The sequence below is a fragment of the Paenibacillus sp. FSL H8-0259 genome, from assembly GCF_037963255.1.
Lineage (GTDB): Bacteria > Bacillota > Bacilli > Paenibacillales > Paenibacillaceae > Paenibacillus_AQ > Paenibacillus_AQ phytohabitans.
Window position 1 is genome coordinate 4,902,014 of the sequence record NZ_CP150147.1, and the last position, 19,049, is coordinate 4,921,062.

The window sequence follows — 19,049 nt, forward strand, 5'->3', positions numbered from 1 at the left end:
CCTTATAAGAATATCGGAATTATTATTAACCTTTGGGACAAACCTTTTTCGATCCCTCCCAAACCCTCCCTTCCAAGGGAGGGCCCCAAGGGCTCTGCCCTCTGGACACCCGGCTAAGTGCAACTAGCGTAGGCGTTCAGACTGGCGGGACCTGGAGTTGTTCGGGGTAAGATCGCTTTTCCTCCCTGCGGGATACGCTTGACTGCGGCGTTACCTTAATACAGGGTAGAGATTAAAAGATTAAAAGATCAAGAGACTGAGATCAAGAGACTAGGATCAAAACCACTCTCGATCATCTGATGTTGTACTATGTCTGATCTATAAAGATCAAAACTCTTGCAATCATCTGATGTTGTACTATATCTGATCTATGGTAAACCTTATAGAGATCAACGGAAAGGGAACTTCATACCGCCCTTGCCGCCAAGGCCTTTAAGCTGCTTCATGGCGTTCTTCTTGCCGCCCTTGCCTCCGCCGCCCATCATGCCGGAGAACTGCTTCATCATCTTGCGCATTTCATCGAACTGCTTGATGAGCCGGTTAACCTCGGCGACGTTGGTACCGCTGCCGGCAGCAATACGCTTGCGGCGGTTGTGGTTGATGATCTCAGGCTGGGCCTTCTCGGCCTTGGTCATGGAATGAACAATGGCTTCGACGCGTCCCATCTGCTTATCGTCAACTTTCAGATCCTTCATGCCTTTGGCTTTGTTCATGCCAGGCAGCATATCAAGAATCTGGTCGATCGGGCCAAGCTTCTTGACCTGATCCATCTGCTCCAGGAAATCGTCGAACGTAAATTCCGCATTACGCATCTTACGTTCCATTTCCTTCGCTTTCTCGGTATCGATATTGGCCTGAGCCTTCTCGATCAGCGACAGCATGTCGCCCATGCCGAGTATCCGTGATGCCATACGTTCCGGATGGAACGGCTCCAGCGCATCGATCTTCTCGCCAAGAGCAGCGAACTTAATCGGGCAGCCGGTTACGGCCTTGACGGACAACGCAGCACCACCACGGGTATCACCATCAAGCTTCGTCAGTACTACGCCGGTAAGCTCCAGCTGTTTGTTGAAGCTGTCCGCCACATTCACGGCATCCTGACCGGTCATGGCATCGACTACAAGCAGCACTTCGTCCGGAGTTACGACGTTATGGATCTGCTTCAGCTCTTCCATCAGCTCTTCATCAATATGCAGGCGGCCTGCAGTATCGATAATGACATAATCTAGGTTATTGTCCTTCGCATGCTGAACACCTTGTCTGGCGATTTCCACCGGACTTGTCTGATCACCCAGCGAGAAGACCGGAACCTTGATTTGCTCTCCCAGCACCTGCAGCTGCTTGATCGCCGCAGGACGGTAGATGTCAGCCGCTACGAGCAACGGGCGGTGATTGCCCTTCTGCAGCAGCTTCGCCAGCTTGCCCGAAGTGGTTGTCTTACCCGCACCTTGCAGACCCGTCATCATAATGACAGTCGGCGGCTTGTTCGACTTCGCCAGCTTCGCCTGGCTTCCGCCCATCAGCTCAGTCAGTTCCTTGTTAACGATGTCGATAATGACCATGCCTGGCGTGAAGCTGTCCATCACTTCCTTGCCGACGGACTTCTCTTTCACCTTGGACACGAAGTCCTTGACGACTTTGAAGTTAACATCGGCTTCCAGAAGGGCCAGCCGCACTTCGCGCATGGCTTCGTTAACGTCTTCTTCGGATACTTTCCCTTTGCCGCGCAGTTTGCTGAACACATTCTGCAATCTTCCGGTTAAACCTTCAAATGCCATATGCGGCTTGCTCCCTTCATGCTACTCTAACCTCTGCAAACGATCCACGATGTCCGTGAACCGCAGTTTATATTGCTCAGGCAGCATCCCATTGTCCGGCAGTCTGCGCAGTTCTTCTAAATATCTGTTGCGGTCTTCATGTTTGGACAGCAGTCCAAGCTTCTCTTCATAATTCTCAAGAACTTGCTCCGCCCGCTTAATATGCTCATACACAGCTTGACGGCTGATTTCAAATTCCGCAGCAATCTCTCCCAGGGAGAAATCATCGTGGAAATAATATTTGAGAAACGTTTGCTGCTTGTCAGTAAGCAGCCGTTCATAGAAAGCAAATAGCAGGTTGATCCGGTTGGTTTTCTCGAGCCTATTCTCCTGACTCATTAAGGGCACTCCCTTCGTCAAGGAAAAACACTTTACAGCTTCACAACGTCCCTTATGATACCGAAAACAAAGAAAGATGTCAAGCCTTTTTGCTTGTCATCTTTTTCTTTGCCTGAAACCGGCATTTCGGAGGTAAATTCCGGCCTGCTTAGTGAATCGGCAGGATGTATAAGAATACAACGAAGAAGTGAAGAATCGTCCCTGCAAGCACGAACAAATGCCAGATGGCATGATGGTACGGGAAGCCGCGCCACACATAAAAAACTGTGCCAAGCGTGTACAGCAGACCGCCTACCATCAACAGAGTCATGCCGCCGCTGGCCACAACCTCAGACAGAGGGCTCCAGGCGATCACGATCATCCAGCCCATGGCGATGTAGAATATGGTCGACATGAACAGGAACTTTTTGACGAAAAACGCTTTGAAAAAGACGCCGAATACCGCTACTCCCCAGGCGATTCCGAATAAAGTCCAGCCCAGCGGCCCCCGGATCGCCACCAGCATAAAGGGTGTATACGTTCCAGCGATAAATAAATAAATTGAAGAGTGGTCGAGGAATTCAAAGAAGTCCTTCGCCTTGCCGTCCCTGAGACTATGCACCATTGTTGAATTAAAATACAGCAGCAGCATAGTTACCCCATATATGGAGAAACTGACAACATGCCAGGCCGTACCATTCTGGACAGCATATACGACCAGCAGAACCAGCGCAGCAATACTTAATACTGCACCAATCCCGTGTGTAATCGCGTTCGCAACCTCTTCCTTGCGGCTGTAAGTGTGAGTATTAGCCATCCCACTATTCCTTCCATTTGCGGTTTCCTTCTATTATAGCTCTTTCCCTGAGGTCCTTCCAGCTTACGGCAGCCGCAGGGAATACTTCTCCGTTTACAGCTTGTACAGGTCAGTGTACTTTGCTTCCAGATAATCCGCCAGATAATCCGGGTTCAGCGGTTCCCCTGTTACCTGCTCGATAATCTGCGAGGGTGTCAGGCTCTGACCGTAGTGGTAGATTTTGTCGGTGAGCCATTCTTTGATCGGCAGCAGGTTTCCGGCAGCAATCAGCTCCTCGAACTCCGGAAGCTCCTTGCGCAGCGTATTGAGCATTTGGGCTGCGTACATGTTGCCCAGTGAATAAGAAGCGAAATATCCGAAGTCTCCTCCCGACCAGTGAACATCCTGCAGCACGCCAAGCACATCCGTAGGAGGGGTTATACCGAGATATTCCTGATACTTCGCGTTCCAGGTCTTCGGCAGATCCTTCACTTCAAGCCCTTCATTGAAAATAAGCTTCTCGATTTCGTAGCGTACAATAATATGCAGGTTGTAAGTCAGCTCATCGGCTTCGATGCGGATGAAGGAATTGCCTACACTGTTGATGGCGCGGTAGAAATCCTCCATTTCCACATTTGCAAGCTGTTCCGGGAAATGCTGCTGCAGATCGCCGTAGTAACGCTGCCAGAAGGCCCGGCTGCGGCCGATCATATTCTCCCATAGTCTGGACTGGGACTCGTGAATCCCCATGGATGCGCCTTGAGCCAGCGGTGTACCAATAATCTCTTCACCGAAATTCTGCTCGTACAGGGCATGTCCGCCTTCATGCAATGAGCTGAAGATCGAACTGGTCACATTATCCAGCAGATAGTTTGTTGTGATGCGCACATCGCCGGGATTCAGGCCCGTAGCGAACGGATGCACACTTTCATCCAGACGTCCTGCCTCAAAGTCGTAGCCCATCTGCTCAAGCAGGAAGAGGCCGAACTTCTCCTGCTGCTCTTTGGGGAAAATTTGACTCAGGAATTCCGTATCCGGCTTGTTCGGCGACGCGCTGATCGCTTCGGCAAGAGGAACAAGACGGCTGCGCAGACGGCTGAAGATGTCGTCCACTTTGGCCACCGTCAGATCCGGTTCATACATATCCAGCAGCGTATCATAACGGGATCCTTCTACTCCCCAATAATCGATAAACTCCTGTTTGAACTCAACAATCTTGGTCAGGTAAGGCTCGAAGGAGGCAAAATCATTGTTATCCTTGGCTTCTTCCCAGATGGTCTGGGCATGGGCGGTCAGGACAGAGTACTCCTCGAATTTTTTGGAAGGAATGCTCTTGCTGCGGCTGTACTCTTTGCGGGTATCCTTCACGATCTTGTTCTCATTATCGCTTAACTGGCTCATCACTTCCGGACGGCTGAAGAATTCGGTAAAAGCACCGATCTCCTCCGATACCTGCAGTTTGAATGCTTCTGCACTCAGCATGCCAAGCGTGGCTGATCGCATCTCCACACCTTTACGCGGCGCACCTGTACGCAAATCCCAGCCCAGGAGCCCAATAGCTTCATAATAGCCTCTGATTTTGGATAATAGCTCTTTAAATTTATCCCACTCTTCTTTGACCAATTGTTCCATTGGTTGAGCACCTGCCCTTGTCTAATTTATCCACTCCTCTTGATGATACTTTTATTAATGGCTATAATCAAATTCAGAATAGACATCTTCAATTTGAAATACTTATATTCTAATGAATACCGTGAACCCGGGGAATTCTGATTACTGACTTTAAGTTCGCGGCAAGAAGATGTAGAATGAATAACAACTTATTGCGTAAGCTTCCCAAGGGGGGGCTGTACGAAGGGATTTCAGAAGAAGTCTATTATCATTTAACTTTGAGGAGGCAGCATGCTCATGAGTCAGGTCACAGAAATTATGAAATTTAACAAGCATTTTGTTGAGGAAAAAGAATACGAAGCCTATCTGACCAGCCGCTTTCCGGATAAAAAAATGCTGATCATCACCTGCATGGATACCCGGTTAGTTGAGCTTCTGCCCAAAGCGATGAATTTCAAGAACGGCGATGTCAAAATCATCAAAAATGCCGGAGCCGTCATCTCCCAGCCGTTCGGAAGCGTAATGCGCAGCGTAATGGTTGCGCTGTATGAGCTGGATGCGGATGAAGTTATCGTCGTCGGGCATTATGAATGCGGCATGGCCTCCCTGAATGCGGACCGGATGATCAATTCTATTAAGGAACGCGGTGTTTCGGAGCAGGTGCTCGATACTTTGGAGAATTCGGGAATTAAGCTGACCAAATGGCTGCGCGGGTTTGACAATGTGGAGGAAGGGGTAATTCAGACTGTGGAGCTGATCAAGCGCCATCCCTTACTCCCCCCAAACGTACCTATTCACGGCATGATCATCGATCCGGCAACCGGAGCGCTTGAGCTTGTCTCGGATGGATACGCGGAGCATAAGGCAACTCTCTGAAACTGCTGTTTGCGTGGATCCTGGATCCACGCACTTTTTTTGGCCTGCCGGAACCTTGAAGCCAGTTAACATTTCTATTTGTGATTATTAAAAATTGAAACCTCCTGAGGGTAACCTGCGTATTACCGGGCAGACACACAGAAACTAATGTGAACAAGACGGATGCTAATCGTTAAAAGAATGGTTTTGTCCGCTGCAGATTCTGGAATGTCTGTATTTACCACACTTCTGGGAGGTTCTCGTACTAAATGAAATCAATGAAACGTGTAATGATGATCGTCATGGCCTTCACTCTATTCTTTGCCGTAACTGCTCCTGACTTTGCAGATGCCCGCCGTGGCGGCGGCTTCAAATCGGGAAGCCGGGGATTCACCACTACCCCGAAGAAATCAACAACAAATAATGTGAAACAAAGTGATAGCACCAAAGGCACCACAGCCGGAAGCACAACGAATGCAAACCGCGGATTCTTCAGCGGCGGCAGTCTGATGAAAGGCCTGATGATCGGCGGGATCGCCGGCTTCCTCTTCGGCGGAATGTTCTCCGGCATGGGCGCTTTCGGCAATATCATCGGCCTCTTCATTAACATGCTGGCCATTTATCTGGTCGTTATGATGATCATGTCCTTCTTCCGGCGCAGACAGGAACGGCGCAGAATGCAGGAAAGAGACGGGCGCTACTAATGAGTGTTACCGTACTCAGTATGGACGAGATTATCAATGCAATCTGCCTGCATATGGCTGAACGCAAAGCTGTACGGGTGGAGGAAGTCCGGGTGGAGCTTAGCTGGGACGAAGACACCGGCTATACCGCAGAGGTCTGGGTCCAGGGCCGCAGCCAGTTCCTGGTCGAATCCAATCTGATTGAATCGATTCTGCGTTATCTGCACAGCGAATACGGCATCCGCGCTTACCGTGAAAATGTACGCCTGGAGCTGGACGAAGAAATCACCGCTGTTGTCACTTTGTAAAACTCATACGCCGTCCGCTGATGCATTAAGCGGGCGGTTTTTTTTGGGTTGGGGTTGGGGTTGGGGTTGGGGTTGGGGTTGGGGTTGGGGTTGGGGTTGGGGTTGGGGTTGGGGTTGGGGTTGGGGTTGGGGTTGGGGTTGGGGTTGGGGTTGGGGTTGGGGTTGGGGTTGGGGTTGGGGTTGGGGTTCGCGCTGAAGCTTGAGCTGGGGCTAAGTGGAAAAACAGCATCTATTACTGGAGAAGTCTTTATTATCGCCGGAATAGTTGGAGAAACAACACTTAATGATATGCAAAATCGTAATTATCGGAATATGTGTTGAATTAAGTGCCTTATTTCCATCTACAGTCTGCAAAAAGCATAAGACGTGAGTAATAAGTGCCTTATTTCCAACTATCATTGCTCTGGAGAGAAATCCCGAGACCTCTGTTATCAGCGAATCAACGAGCATGCACCTTTCATTTTTCTTTCAGGAACAGCTGGTATATTATCTCAGAACATTTGCTTGCCGGGGAAGTCACAGCTGATGATACGGGGTATGAGCGAAGCTTGACGGCACTGCAGAAGCTCACAAACTGAGAGTCTATAGCCCTGATGCAACTTTGTACGAATACATATGTTCAGGCTTGGGCTCACATTATGTCTAGGAGGACCAGAGATCATGTCGAGATTAACAAAATGCCTGTGCACAGGCACGCTGCTGTCTGCACTGCTCTTGTCAGGCTGCGGCAACAAGGCACAGGAAGAGACTATTCCGGTAGCCAGTCCAGATAGCACAGAAGCCACTGCTGCCCAGAGCTTCACCGGAAAAATCATCAGCATCAGCGGAAACGAAATTACGCTCTATAAGGCTCAATCAGGCGGTATCCAAGAGCCCTGAGTTGCTGAATTTGATCTGGCCGGGGATGATGCAGCGGGTACTTCTGGTATTGCAGCGGGCGATGGCGCGACAGGAAGCAACGCCAGTGGCGCCCCCTCCACATCCGCTCTTCAGTTTACAGACGAGACAGTAGTCATTACCGTTGATGAGAATACGAAGTTTGTAATTCCATCCGTCACCACAGAAACCGGCTCCTCTTCTGATGGAGCCGCCGGTGCTTTGACTCTGGCAGATCTGCAGACAGGCGATATCCTTACAGTTACGCTGACCGAAGGTACGCTAACTGCGTCAAGGATTGAGCTGAAGAGCGGACTTGTTGCAGGTGGGGGCGGGCTGACGGCGGCACCGGAGGCCAGCGCCAGCCCTCTCCCGCTGCCCGGCCCGGGAGAGGACGTGAAGCCGCAGCAGACTCCGGGTGCCCAGCCGGACGGTCAGGCTGCCCCGCCGCAGGACGGCAAGGCGGGCGAACGGCCCGCCGGAAGCCAAGACGGCGGGCCTGCAGGCGGAGCACCCGGGGGCGACGCGCCTGCGGGTGCCGGAGGCGGAGCAGCGGGCGGCGCTGCTCCGGGCAGTACTGGCGGCGCTCCCTCAGGCGCGCCGGACAAGCCAGGGGCTGCCGCTGGCGCGAAGCCGGCAGCAACCCCGGCCGCGGGCGCGAAGCCAGCTGCCGCAGATGGTGGCGGCAGCGGCGGGAAGACTCCCGGCGCCGCCATGAGCTTCGGCAAGATCAAGAGTATCAGCGGCAGCAAGATTACTCTGTATACAGCCGAAGCGCCATCCGCTGCTCCGCAGGATGGAGCAGCACCAGCGGGAGCCCCGCAAGGCGCGGAGCCTTCGGGCAGCCAGGGCAGTGAGCGGTGAGCCGGGAGCCGGAGGCGGCGGCCAGGGCAGTGGCCAGTACGGTGGCGGCCAAGGCGGCAGACCGCAGGGACAGGGCGGTGCGCAGATGAGCTTCTCTGAAGAGACCACCGTTGTTACGGTGACATCGGATACGAAGCTTATCTCTATTACTTTTACCGATGGCAAGCGTACAGAGGCTACGATCGCCTTGTCCACACTAAAGGCAGGCGACATCATCCAGTACACACTGAAATCAGGCACAGCTCAAGCCGATAGCATCAGCCTCAGCAGCGGTGATTCAGGCGGCAAATAAGAAGCACAGTCACTGGAACTTGACCGCATTTCATCCTGCGGGTTCTAGTACACCCTCACATCAGATTCTGCACAGAAGCCGATCAGCATCAATTCAACTGCCAGATGATTCATCCGGCAGCTTGTTACATGCAGAAACCGCATCACAATAACCGGATCGGCAAGATGCTGATCCGGTTATTTTTGCATGAGCAGGTTATCCCCTCTACTCACTGTACTTATTACAATAGCCGCAGCGGTCAAGCGCGCATCCGGGCAACTCGCCGGCCCGTACCCGCTTCAGATTAGCGAAATAGCCAGCAGTTCGAATAATACCAGCGGCAGGATGACGTTATTATTCACCGGCCCCGGATACGGATAACCTGGCCCTGGATAAGGCTTGTAATACGGGTTGTAGTATCCGCGTCCCGTTTCTGTAGTTATAGTCACCGTGAGGTACAGATGTTTGCTGTCCATGCCGGCAATGGTGCCTTCATGCATCTGTCCATCGATGGTCTGTACCTTCACATTATGGTTCAAATAAGGCTTGCAGGACTGGTGCAGAGAATCGCGGACACCGTGCAGATGCTGGACCACCGCAGGGTCAGCCTGATAGATAACCGCTGTTTGCGGGCCACTATGATATGTCGACATGAATGTTTAACCTCCGTATAAATGGATTTGCTACATTCTATGCACATGCCCAGCCCAGGGTGCCTAGCCCGCTGCCGTCCCTCCCCCCGCTTGCTGTAATTCCTCCGCCTCTATACCAAAGCAAACTAAAAAGCCGTACACCAGAAAGTCCTTGTATACGGCTTAGCTATTCACTTATTCTCCATTAAATCTGCAGCAGCCTAAAAAGCAACGCCGATTCCGCCCTGTCCTGCATATGTACCCATCACAGGTCCCATGGTGGACAGCAAAATTTCTTTGAAGGGATGCTTCTCCAGAATACGCTCCTTGATTTCCAGCGCCAGCATCTCGCAATTGCTATGGACTATGGCGATTACCGCCTGTTCATAATCATGCTGCTTCTGATCAAGCTTGGCCAGCAGATGACTCAGCGCCTTAGGAAGTCCACGGGTCTTCTCGACCACTTCAACGGTTCCCTCTTCGCTGATCTTCAGCAGCAGCTTAATGTTCAGTACAGAAGCCACGGCACCGGAGATCCGGCTCAGCCGCCCGCCTTTGATCACATTCTCCAGAGTATCCAGTGTGAAATAAGCGGTGGTCTCTTCAACCTTGTGCATCACTTTATCTTTCAATTCAGCCAGACTTGCTGCCGTCAGCGACCATTTCGCTGCCATAGCCACAATCAGTGTCAGTCCGCCTGAAAAAAGTTTGGAATCTATAATTTCAATCGCATTCGGATGTCCTTCTTCCTCGTACATCTCCTTGGCGATCATTGCGGTCTGATAAGTACTGCTGATATTGGAGGACATGCAGATGACCATAATATCAGTGCCTGCTTCCACTTGTTTGAAATTGTCCAGGAATACCTGTGGACTTGGGCTCGCCGTAGTCGGCAATTCCTTCGCTTCATGCATCTTCGCATAAAAAGTCTTCGCGTCCGTATCATAAGGCATGAGTTCATGTCCGAAATGAACCGGCAAATGGACAATAGAAATGTCGTACTGCTCTACGTAATCTGGGGGTAAATCGGAACCGCTATCCGTTATAATCTTGATGGGCATCAGGGTGCTCTCCTTTCAATTCTATACTAGTATAGTCACCTTTTATGTAAACCAATAGTACAATTTATAACTTGTCAAAAGCGTTTTTTTGTGCTTAGTGCTATTTTTCACAGCTCAGCAGACTATTCTGCCTGAAGGATTGTTACTCTCTGCGACTATTATTAGCTGCATCAGGTTCTTTCTTAACTTCCCGTCTTATGATATGGTTTATGCATAAGTGAATAGAAATGGAGTGTAACGATGAGCAAGAACAAAGTGTGGAACAGAGGCAAACATAATGGTGCCGGCCTGTCCAAAAAGACCCCCGCTAACGTAGAATCCGAAGGTACAGCAGAGACGGCTGCGGCAGAGAACATCAGCGCTGAGGAAACTCCGAATCCGCGGATTGATACAGTGAAGCCGATGAACCGCAGCAATTGGGTATCCAGACCCGCCCGCGTGAAGCCGCAGAACCCTGAACGGAATAAGTAGCTTGCCCTTTATAGGGAGCAGCTGAACATTACCGCATCCAAAAAAGAGGAGCCGCATACCTTACGCGGCTCCTCTTTTATCATACAACGCACACTCTTAGCTGGTTCCCTAAGTGCAGCTGCTACAGATTCAAGCTTCGCATACTCTGCTCCGGATAACGCATGCCGGAGGCAGCCCCTTGAGGCGCAGCCTCATCAATCTGCTGCAGCTCCTCAGCGGTCAGCTCTATGTCCAGTGCACCTACGTTCTCTTCCAGATACTTCGTCCGTTTCGTTCCCGGGATCGGCACGATGTCCTCCCCTTGCTTCAGCAGCCAGGCCAGCGCAAGCTGAGAGGGCTCGCAGCCCTTCCCGGCAGCAATCTGCTTGATGCGTTCCACCAGATCCAGATTCTTCTTGAAATTATCCCCCTGGAAACGGGGGGAGTTGCGGCGGTAATCATCCTCGGCCAGATCCTCGAAGCTCTGAATCTGCCCGGTCAGGAAACCGCGCCCCAGCGGACTGTACGGAACGAAGCCAATAGCCAGCTCGCGGACAAGCGGCAGAATTTCGTCCTCCACCTCACGGCTCCACAGGGAATATTCGGTCTGCAGCGCCGTTACCGGATGAATGGCATGAGCGCGGCGGATGGTAGCCGTCCCTGCCTCAGACAGCCCTATGTAGCGGATTTTGCCTGCTGCAACGAGATCGGCCATCGCACCAACGGTTTCTTCAATTGGCGTGTTCGGATCTACCCTGTGCTGATAGTATAGATCAATATGATCTACGCCAAGCCGCAGGAGACTGGCATCGCAAGCTGACTTCACATAGTCCGGACGGCCATTTATGCCGAGCATCTGCCCTTCCGGACTGCGCACATTGCCGAATTTGGTCGCCAGCACAACATCGTTCCGTTTGCCTTTAACGGCTTTGCCGACCAGATCCTCATTCCTTCCCACACCATACATATCTGCCGTATCCAGAAAAGTAACTCCCAGATCAATGGCCCGGTGAATCGTGCGGATGGACTCCGCTTCATCCCGGCCGCTGTAGAAATCGGACATCCCCATGCAGCCGAGTCCAAGTGCAGACACCTGCAGCTTACCGCCTAGCATTCTAGTATTCATTCCCTGCTTCCGCCTCCCGATTTGAAATTGATACCTTGTCTGCCCTGATCATACCACAGTCAAATTCCAATATCATTTACGGCACCTTAGAGCAGACCTTCCGGCAAATACCCGTTGCGCTCCAGAATAGCCTGCATCATCGCAAGCGTATCCGGCTGCAGCGGAATACCTGTAGTTCTATATAGCTGGAGCCAGCGCAGACAAGCCAGCGCCTCGAATAGTTCAAGCTCTGCTGCAGTGTAACTGCTCTTTGCAAGAAATGCTGAACGGTAGACTTCAGCGTATTGCTCCCCGGCATAGACCCGGATAATTAGAATAGACCACGCTATATCATATCTCGGATCGCCCAGCTGGACATTCGTCCAGTCTATAATGGTGTAGGCTTCGGCTGCCTCCAGGATATTGCCCGCATGATAGTCTCCATGGATCAGATGATGCGAGGTTATTCCCGCCTTGTCCGCCAGCCCCAGCGCCAGCATTCTGATCTCCGGCTGACCTCCCCACTCCGGGAAGAAGTAATCTGCGAAATCATATGCGGGTACTTCTATACCGCTTAAGGAATCGAGTGGAAGCCTATGTATATCCAGCAGATTTTCTGCTATTGCTGTAAGAACGGTGGTATTCGCTTCCGTGAGAGGCACACCGTCAAAGCTGGTTAACAGCACCTGATTGTCCCCGGGGTCCAAACCCCAGGCATACGGCTGTGACACCGCACGGCCCTGCCGGTACATCTGCTCCAGCACTTTATATTGGATAGAGATATCCGGCCGTGAATCCCGGTTCCATATTTTGAACACAAGCTCTGTATCCGGCAGTGTAACTCTGTATACCTCGGCTTCCAGCCCGCCCTCTAGCGGGGTTATGACCGCCTCATCTGCCCTTTGCAGAATCGCCTCATATTCCGCACTTTGCTCTTTCCAGCGGATATTGCTTAGAACATTATTCATGGTTATGAATCTTCCTTTCCGTTGACTGATTCTTGTTCGCTTGTCATTATGCAGCTGCTGTCAATCCAATTGCTTGTATTCTAGGCACTTTCCTCAGATACCTGAATAATATAAACCAATTAAACCATACAACGGATAAATGAGGGAAGCTATATGGAACATTGGATCAGAGTCGAACCGAACGTGAAGATTTATGTTAATGATATCAACCCGCTGGGCAGCAGAACGATTCTCTTCGTCCATGGCTGGCCTGCTAACCACCAGATGTTCGAATATCAGTACAACCAGCTGGTGCCTATGGGCTACCGTTGCATCGGGATGGACATGCGGGGATTCGGCAATTCGGATAAACCGCTGGGCCGGTACGATTATAACCGCTTAGCTGATGATATCCGCTGCGTGATCGGGGCACTCGGACTGCAGGATATTACACTCGGCGGACATTCAACCGGCGGAGCCGTAGCCATCCGGTATATGGCCCGGCACCAGGGATATGGTGTCTCCAAGCTTGCGCTATTCGCTTCGGCAGCCCCCAGTCTGATTCAGCGGCCGGGCTTCCCTTACGGAACGACCAGAGAAGCTATCGAGCAGATCATTCAGTCTACCTACGATGACCGGCCCAAGATGCTGTATGATTTCGGCGAAATCTTCTTCTATCAAAAAGTATCCCAGCCGTTCTCAGACTGGTTCTTCCAGTTAGGGCTTGAGGCCGCAAGCTGGTCGACCATCGCTGTCTCCAAGGCTTGGCTGGAGGAAGAGTTGTTTAATGACTTCCCCCGGATACAGGTGCCTACGCTGATTCTGCACGGTGTTCATGATCAGGTGTGCTTCTTCCCGCTGGCCGAGGCACAGCATCAAGGAATCCGTAATTCGGTACTGATCCCCTTCGAGAATAGCGGACACGGATTATTCTATGACGAACGCGACAAATTCAACCTGGAGCTGTCCCGGTTCGCCAAGTAAATCATCCGCCATATAACCACAGCCGTTTCTTTGCGGAAGCAAAAAAACGGCTGTTTAGTCATTTTACATTTTAAATCACGTATCAGTTAGTTCATCCTTAATCCTTCTGTATACAAACTTACAGCTCCAGCGTCTCACCATAGGCAAGCGCCGAGCCTCTGATTCCCGCTTCTTCCAGCGCCTGAACGAATGCACCCGCATCCTGACGGATCGGCGGGAAGGTATTGTAGTGTACCGGAAGTACATGTCTCGCTCCCAGCCACTTAGCGGCGATGAGTGCATGCTCAGGCCCCATCGTGAAATGTCCGCCGATCGGCAGAATGGCCAGATCAATCTCGTACAGCTCCCCGAACATCTTCAGGTCTCCGAACAGCCCGGTGTCCCCTGCATGCAGAATGGTGCGGCCCTCAGCTTCAATAATGAAGCCCGCAGGCGTCCCCCCGTAGATCCTCTGTCCATCTTCGAGTGTAATGCTGGAGGTGTGGAAGGCATGGATCATCGTCGCTTTGGCAAAACCAAGATCCACCGTCCCCCCGATGTTCATGCCAATCGTCTGGGCGCCCTTCCCCTCCAGGTAAGAGGCTAACTCCACATTAGCTACAATCGGAACATTATTACTTTTGGCAATCGGCGCGGCATCCAGAATGTGATCCATATGGGCATGAGTCAGCAGCACCGCATCCGTCTTAATATCTTCAACCTTTGTCACTGCTGCAGCATTGCCGCTAATGAAAGGATCGATAATCAGCGATTTGCCGTTTACCTCGATTTGAACACAGGAATGGCCATGGTAGATAATTTTCATTGATTTTCTCTCCTCTTCGCTGTTAATTTCAATGGGTCTTCAGGGATTGAATCGTGCAAAAACCCAAAGTTTACGTTACAATGACACCAAGCTGCTCTGAAGCCAGACATGCTACTGAATTTTTACAATATAACAAATTATAATACGTTCGTTAGTTTTTATGATATATTCATTTCTGCCAGCTGTCAAGAGAGGTGTGAAGAACATTGCTGTCCGTTGAGAAAACCATGCTGTTCCTGTTGTCCAAGGTGGAGCAGATGGGCGCCCAGCAGTTTGTTGAGATTTACGAGCAAAGGGGGTACACCTCCACCTATATCCGCAATGCCCTGTCCCGTCTGAAAAAAGAGGGCTATATCGCTTCCCCGTCACGCTCCTGGTACAGCGTCACCGCCGAGGGCCTCGCCTACATTAAGGCGATTAACAGCAAGCCCGCCCGGTATCAGGAAAAGTGGGATCACACCTGGGATGTGGTCATGCTGGAGGTTCCTGAGTCTGAACGCAAGAAGCGCGACCAGTTCCGTACGGCGCTCGGCCAGCTGGGCTATGGTCTTCTATATAACAGTGTGTACATTTCACCATGGAACTATCGCGATGAAGTCGCAGCATATATCCAAAAGCTGGAGCTGGAAGGCAAGGTGTCCATCCTGCAAGGCCAATTCCAGGAAGGCTCCATTACGCCACAGAAAGCACAAGCGATCTGGCAGCTGGATGAAATCGAAGCCTTATATCAGAAGAAATCGGACTGGCTGCAGGAAGAATTCGTTCCATCTTTGCACGAGGCACTTCAGGCGGGGCAGCCTCTACAGCTATTCCTGCTATATTTGCAGATGGGTGAGGAATTAAGCGGGCTGTTTATGGCCGACCCGTATCTCCCGGATGAGCTGCTGCCGGACCATTGGCCGGGTAAAGTGATTATCGCCGCAATGAACAAGCATATGCGTAGAGCCGCACAGGCAATTCCTGCGGATTCTTTCTATGCCCCTTTCGTCAGATAAGATGATCTTGGAAGGATACTTAACACAAAGAGCAGCCCAAACCGCAGGCTGCTCTTTGTGTTATATACTAACCCTCGCGATTGCCGGAGGCCAAAAGCTCCCGGACCGCCTCCATATTCGTAACCGGCGCACGGCAGGCAAAATTCCGGCACACATAGGCCGTCGCATCGCCGCGGACCGCCGGTTTGTCCGCCAGATGCGGCAGGAGGCGGAGAATGCCTTCGCTATCCCCTTCCCAGTTGACGATCAGCGCAGCGTCAGGCAGATAGGCCTGCTGAACCTGAGCCAGCATGCCGTGCAGCGCCGGGTCCTCTTTTTTGCCGGAGAGCACCCATTCCCTGCCGCCCGAGGTCATCGCCAGATGGGCCTGCAAATACATCGCATAACCCGGCGGATACTCCGCTGCTGCAGAGGAGAGCACCGCAGCGGTACGCTCGGCGATGCCTTTGAGCTCCACGTCCTGGGCAATCACCGACAGCTTCCAGAGCAGCTTCGCCGCTACCGAATTCCCGGATGGAATAGCCCCGTCATACAATTCCTTCGAGCGGATAGGCAGTTCTTCCCCGTCATGGCCGGTGAAGAAGAAGCCGCCGCCTTCGGAATCGTAGAACAGCTCCAGCAGTCCATCCTTAAGAATCAGAGCGCGTTCCAGATAGACCGCCTGACCCGTAGCTTCATATAGTTCGCTGAGTCCCCAGATCAGGAAGGCATAATCATCCACATAAGCGGGAATCGCTGACTCCCCGTCACGGTAACGTGCCAGCAGCCTGCCATCCTCGCGCCGCAGCTTGTCCCAGATGAAGTTTGCTGCCGCTTCGGCGGCCTTGGCATATTCAGGCTTTTGCAGCGCTTTGGCTCCTTGAGCCAGCGCCGCGATCATCAGCCCGTTCCACGAAGTAAGCACCTTGTCATCCTTGAGCGGATGAATGCGCTGCTCCCGGTACTCATACAGCTTCCCGCGCCATTCCTCCATCCGGGTCCGCAGGCCCAGCGGGTTCATGCCCAGGCGTTCCGCCATTTCTTCCGGCAGTCCCTGAAGCAGATTCGGAATATTGGCACCCTCGAAGTTGCCTTCCGGGGTAATCCCGTAGACATGGCAATATGAATGCATGTCTTCCAGTCCCAGGGCTTCCTCGATCTCATCACGGGAGAAGACGTAGAACTTCCCCTCCACGCCTTCCGAATCCGCATCCTCCGCAGAGTAGAAAGCGCCTTCGGGAGAAGTCATATCGCGCAGGACATAGGTGAATATCTGCTCGGCAATCTCCGCATACAGCGGTTTCCCGGTAATCTGGAAGGCCTCCAGATAGACGTTCGCCAGAAGTGCGTTATCATAGAGCATTTTCTCAAAATGCGGAACCAGCCATTCCCGGTCCGTAGAATACCGCGAGAACCCGAAGCCCACATGGTCGTACATGCCGCCCCGGTACATCGACTCCAGCGTCTTCTCCACCATGCGGAGCGCTTCCGGCTGATTGTGCAGCTGGCTGTACGCCAGCAGGAAGGACAAATTATGCGGCGAAGGGAACTTCGGCGCATTGCCGAACCCGCCATATTCCTCGTCGAACTGGCGCCGGTACAGCTCATACGCCTCATGCAGCAGCTCATCGCCCGGGATACCGCCGTCTACATCAGCCGAGTTATATGCATTCTTACGGTCAAGTGTATGCAGCTCTTCAAGCAGGTCATCGCCCAGCTTATTGAGCGCCTCCCCGTCCTGCTCCCACTTCGTGTGGATCTGCTCCAGCACATCCATCAATCCGATCCGGCCAAACATCTGCCGCTTCGGGAAATACGTCCCGGCATAGAACGGCTTCTTTTCCGGCGTCAGCAGCACCGTCAGCGGCCATCCCCCGCTCCCCGTCAGCGCCTGACACACCGACATATACAGCGCATCAATATCCGGCCGCTCCTCGCGGTCGACTTTGATGGCTACGTAGTTATCGTTAAGGAGCTGCGCGACTTCTGAATCCTCGAAGGATTCGCGTTCCATTACGTGACACCAATGACAGGTCGAATAGCCGACTGAAAGGAAAATCGGCTTGTTCTCGGCTTGCGCTTTGGCGAAAGCCTCCTCTCCCCATGGATACCAGTCCACGGGGTTGTGGGCGTGTTGGAGTAGATATGGGGATTTTTCATTGGCTAATCTATTGGGTACTTTATGAGTAGTCATGGGACATCACCTCGTTTCGTTGTAGGATTGTTTGTAAAATAAAGCTTAGGGGTATTTTACCCAAATGGGTGGGGAAAGTCGCAAGGGAGAGAAAAAATGTAACTTCTTAAGAAGAGGGTTCTTTAAATTGGTTTGAACAGAAGGCGTTGTTCTCAAGTGGTGATTGATTAATTCAGCGACTTAACACTCTTTATGATTTTTCAACTTATTCCATAGTATCCTTTGTAAAAATTTATTAGGTTATCTCTACTGAATTCAACAAAATCCCTTGTTAGTTCTGCCTTTTTCAAATATGCAATTTCATCCAGGGCATCAATAGTTATTGTATTTTCCAGAAAGATTTTGGTTTGCTCTAGTCCTGCCCCACAAAGCAATTGAACATCAATATAAATAAATGAATCGAAGTTTTTCTTTTTCGCCTTCCAAATTAACAAACTATCCTCTACTTGACCAAGAATAAACAATTGAATACATAACGTCTTTATATACTCATTGTCTTCGGACTCCTGATTGTCCAGTTCAATAAGCAACAACTTGCGAATATCATCTATATCACTTTGCTTTGGGATTAATCCGTGTATACGCAATAATTCATCAGTTCTATCTACGGTCATTGTTCATGCTCCATTTTTCAATCGGTGAATGAAATTGCTCTCTTATCTGTTCTTTGGCTTAGTCCCACCAAGCATATAAATCCCCTTCCATTTCACACTCATCAGTTTTAGTACAGAACGCAACAAAATCGTGTTTCAATGTCCTTGTTACATGTTCTTTGGGTACAAAAAGCGTATCTAATGTCACTCTATAATCTTTACGCAATGGGCTGGTGGCATAGCCTTTAGTCAATACATTGGGGTATGTAGCCATGAAGTTAAACATTTTTTCTACACTAGGAGAACTATTATGGGCTTCAAGTGGGTCAATATAGTTGTTTTCAATTAGTTGCTTTAAGACTCTTACGTCAATAAACTCAAAGCGTCGGACACTTCCTGTGCCCCTTTTTGCAATCCACTCTCCAGTGATTCCTAGTAACCTGTCCCTCCTTTCATAATCCATATTGAAAATGAAGTCGCCATTCATTATATGTCCTCCATTCAATGAGATCTTGCTTTCATTTATGTAATAATGTTTAGTAAAGTTTTACGATTTCATGAATGATAACTGTTATCCCTTGATTCAAGACTAAAAATTGGGCATACCCAAATATCATCTTTAATAAGTACCAACAAGTAGTTCTCTTCGATTCTACACTCTTGATACCATCCCAAGTCTACAGAAGTTCTACCCATATGAAGTTGCAATAAGTCCCTCTGTGAAGTTCTAACGAAATGGTGTATCTTCTTCGACAAATTGAACAGGGTCGGTTTCATCAAACTAAATAATACCATATACTGGGACAAACTTCTTTATTCGTATCGCTTCAAATTTCACTTTATCGAGCGATATAAGTGCTATAGGAGTTTCACCATTCAAACAACTGAAATACGAATTCAGCAAG

General features: G+C 50.8%; 21 protein-coding genes. 9 read left to right on the forward strand and 12 right to left on the reverse strand.

All coding sequences use genetic code 11. The features are described 5' to 3' along the window. Nucleotides 1-389: 389 nt before the first annotated feature. From ffh to NSU01_RS21095, 4 genes are all read right to left on the reverse strand, one after another. Entirely contained in the window at nt 390-1,778 is a 1,389-nt protein-coding gene (gene ffh / locus NSU01_RS21080; RefSeq protein WP_042138192.1) for a signal recognition particle protein, read from the reverse strand. A 21-nt stretch (nt 1,779-1,799) separates the two neighbouring features. Further along, nucleotides 1,800-2,156: a putative DNA-binding protein gene (locus NSU01_RS21085; RefSeq protein WP_039309377.1), complete on the reverse strand. Its 357-nt coding sequence runs from the start codon at nt 2,154-2,156 to the stop codon at nt 1,800-1,802. 148 nt (nt 2,157-2,304) lie between these two features. Further along, the gene (locus NSU01_RS21090) at nt 2,305-2,952 is read right to left on the reverse strand and encodes a hemolysin III family protein (protein WP_039309379.1); all 648 of its coding nucleotides are present in this window, start codon (nt 2,950-2,952) and stop codon (nt 2,305-2,307) included. Nucleotides 2,953-3,045: 93 nt separating this feature from the next. Continuing rightward, the gene (locus tag NSU01_RS21095; protein ID WP_076246974.1) at nt 3,046-4,563 is read right to left on the reverse strand and encodes a carboxypeptidase M32; all 1,518 of its coding nucleotides are present in this window, start codon (nt 4,561-4,563) and stop codon (nt 3,046-3,048) included. Between the two features lie 276 nt (nt 4,564-4,839). On the opposite strand from NSU01_RS21095, the gene NSU01_RS21100 reads away from it, so the two are divergent. The 6 genes from NSU01_RS21100 to NSU01_RS21125 all read left to right on the forward strand — a co-directional run bounded on the left by NSU01_RS21100 (nt 4,840) and on the right by NSU01_RS21125 (nt 8,420). Next, nucleotides 4,840-5,418, forward strand: a complete 579-nt coding sequence (locus NSU01_RS21100) for a carbonic anhydrase (RefSeq protein WP_039309384.1) — start codon at nt 4,840-4,842, stop codon at nt 5,416-5,418. A 257-nt stretch (nt 5,419-5,675) separates the two neighbouring features. Beyond that, complete coding sequence (locus tag NSU01_RS21105) at nt 5,676-6,101, forward strand: membrane protein (protein WP_039309423.1); 426 nt, start codon at nt 5,676-5,678, stop codon at nt 6,099-6,101. Next, nucleotides 6,101-6,388 (forward strand): YxcD family protein, encoded by a 288-nt coding sequence (locus NSU01_RS21110; RefSeq protein ID WP_042138197.1) that lies wholly within the window; start codon nt 6,101-6,103, stop codon nt 6,386-6,388. The genes NSU01_RS21105 and NSU01_RS21110 overlap by 1 nt, the downstream gene beginning before the upstream one ends. 660 nt (nt 6,389-7,048) lie before the next feature. Beyond that, nucleotides 7,049-7,267, forward strand: coding sequence for a hypothetical protein (locus NSU01_RS21115; protein ID WP_042138200.1), 219 nt, complete (start codon nt 7,049-7,051; stop codon nt 7,265-7,267). A gap of 219 nt (nt 7,268-7,486) precedes the next feature. Further along, nucleotides 7,487-8,128 (forward strand): hypothetical protein, encoded by a 642-nt coding sequence (locus tag NSU01_RS21120; protein WP_076243200.1) that lies wholly within the window; start codon nt 7,487-7,489, stop codon nt 8,126-8,128. Beyond that, complete coding sequence (locus NSU01_RS21125; protein WP_042138202.1) at nt 8,118-8,420, forward strand: hypothetical protein; 303 nt, start codon at nt 8,118-8,120, stop codon at nt 8,418-8,420. The genes NSU01_RS21120 and NSU01_RS21125 overlap by 11 nt, the downstream gene beginning before the upstream one ends. Before the next feature lie 278 nt (nt 8,421-8,698). Here NSU01_RS21125 and NSU01_RS21130 read toward each other — a convergent pair whose 3' ends face one another. Both NSU01_RS21130 and NSU01_RS21135 read right to left on the reverse strand, forming a co-directional pair. Continuing rightward, complete coding sequence (locus tag NSU01_RS21130; protein WP_042138203.1) at nt 8,699-9,052, reverse strand: hypothetical protein; 354 nt, start codon at nt 9,050-9,052, stop codon at nt 8,699-8,701. Between the two features lie 200 nt (nt 9,053-9,252). Beyond that, on the reverse strand, nt 9,253-10,092 hold the full coding sequence (locus NSU01_RS21135) for a DegV family protein (RefSeq protein WP_042138205.1): 840 nt from the start codon (nt 10,090-10,092) through the stop codon (nt 9,253-9,255). A gap of 240 nt (nt 10,093-10,332) precedes the next feature. Between NSU01_RS21135 and NSU01_RS21140 the strand changes: the two genes are divergently transcribed. Then, complete coding sequence (locus tag NSU01_RS21140) at nt 10,333-10,563, forward strand: hypothetical protein (protein ID WP_042138207.1); 231 nt, start codon at nt 10,333-10,335, stop codon at nt 10,561-10,563. Between the two features lie 121 nt (nt 10,564-10,684). Here NSU01_RS21140 and NSU01_RS21145 read toward each other — a convergent pair whose 3' ends face one another. Then, nucleotides 10,685-11,668, reverse strand: a complete 984-nt coding sequence (locus tag NSU01_RS21145) for an aldo/keto reductase (protein WP_076243201.1) — start codon at nt 11,666-11,668, stop codon at nt 10,685-10,687. An 86-nt stretch (nt 11,669-11,754) separates the two neighbouring features. After that, nucleotides 11,755-12,615 (reverse strand): aminoglycoside phosphotransferase family protein, encoded by an 861-nt coding sequence (locus tag NSU01_RS21150; RefSeq protein WP_083705397.1) that lies wholly within the window; start codon nt 12,613-12,615, stop codon nt 11,755-11,757. Nucleotides 12,616-12,768: 153 nt separating this feature from the next. Here NSU01_RS21150 and NSU01_RS21155 point away from each other — a divergent pair, with 153 nt between their 5' ends. After that, on the forward strand, nt 12,769-13,578 hold the full coding sequence (locus tag NSU01_RS21155) for an alpha/beta hydrolase (protein ID WP_076243203.1): 810 nt from the start codon (nt 12,769-12,771) through the stop codon (nt 13,576-13,578). A 118-nt stretch (nt 13,579-13,696) separates the two neighbouring features. Here NSU01_RS21155 and NSU01_RS21160 read toward each other — a convergent pair whose 3' ends face one another. Continuing rightward, on the reverse strand, nt 13,697-14,383 hold the full coding sequence (locus NSU01_RS21160) for a metal-dependent hydrolase (protein ID WP_076243204.1): 687 nt from the start codon (nt 14,381-14,383) through the stop codon (nt 13,697-13,699). Nucleotides 14,384-14,589: 206 nt separating this feature from the next. Between NSU01_RS21160 and NSU01_RS21165 the strand changes: the two genes are divergently transcribed. Further along, nucleotides 14,590-15,378, forward strand: a complete 789-nt coding sequence (locus NSU01_RS21165) for a PaaX family transcriptional regulator C-terminal domain-containing protein (RefSeq protein ID WP_042138217.1) — start codon at nt 14,590-14,592, stop codon at nt 15,376-15,378. A 67-nt stretch (nt 15,379-15,445) separates the two neighbouring features. Here NSU01_RS21165 and NSU01_RS21170 read toward each other — a convergent pair whose 3' ends face one another. From NSU01_RS21170 to NSU01_RS21180, 3 genes are all read right to left on the reverse strand, one after another. Beyond that, nucleotides 15,446-17,551: a thioredoxin domain-containing protein gene (locus tag NSU01_RS21170; protein ID WP_076243205.1), complete on the reverse strand. Its 2,106-nt coding sequence runs from the start codon at nt 17,549-17,551 to the stop codon at nt 15,446-15,448. 200 nt (nt 17,552-17,751) lie between these two features. After that, nucleotides 17,752-18,165: a hypothetical protein gene (locus tag NSU01_RS21175; protein WP_042138221.1), complete on the reverse strand. Its 414-nt coding sequence runs from the start codon at nt 18,163-18,165 to the stop codon at nt 17,752-17,754. 58 nt (nt 18,166-18,223) lie between these two features. Then, entirely contained in the window at nt 18,224-18,631 is a 408-nt protein-coding gene (locus tag NSU01_RS21180; RefSeq protein WP_042138223.1) for a hypothetical protein, read from the reverse strand. Nucleotides 18,632-19,049: the final 418 nt, after the last annotated feature.